Source organism: Aerococcus sp. L_32 (genome assembly GCF_050689315.1).
In genome coordinates this window covers 1-534 of the sequence record NZ_JBOEQF010001242.1, presented here as the reverse complement: position 1 = coordinate 534, position 534 = coordinate 1, and the positions used below count along the sequence as shown (strand labels likewise).

Genomic DNA, 534 nt, shown 5'->3' with positions numbered 1-534 from the left:
GGCATCTTTAGGTGTCGCGTTGTGTATTCGTATAAGGTCTAGCATTTTTTTGGTTTTATTTAGACGATTTTAAGTGATCCTGTAATCGTTGCTTGAAAGCTTTGGCTGCGGTTGAAAAATTGTTCTGCTTTTTCCAAATAAACTTAAGCTGAGACGACATTGGTGGGTCTAGGGGAATGAAATGTAGCTTATTTGTTGTATATGTATCCACTAAATTGTCTAAACAAAGGGCATAGCCGACTCCTGCTTCAACCATTAGGCTGGCATTATAAATGAGGTTATAACTAGCAACAATATTTAGACTAGAAAAATCACCGCCAAACCAACCGGTTAATTCATTATTATTCAAAGATTGGTGCGAGCAAATTAAAGGAAGGTCCGTCAAATCATCGGGATGAATCACAGACTTATTGGCTAAGTAACTGTCATTAGGCACCAAGAGACCCCATGTATCATCTTCGGGTAGTATACGAAAATCATAATGATCTGTATTCACTGCCCCAATCACGACGCCAAAATCTAACAAACCCTTAT

The 534-nt window shown here is 38.4% G+C and carries 1 protein-coding gene; it reads right to left on the bottom strand.

What is annotated here, in order from left to right; translation table 11 throughout:
- Window positions 1-55: 55 nt before the first annotated feature.
- The coding region (locus tag ACRCJ0_RS19125; RefSeq protein WP_431391794.1) for a LysR family transcriptional regulator substrate-binding protein at window positions 56-534 on the bottom strand (479 nt) is incomplete at its 5' end.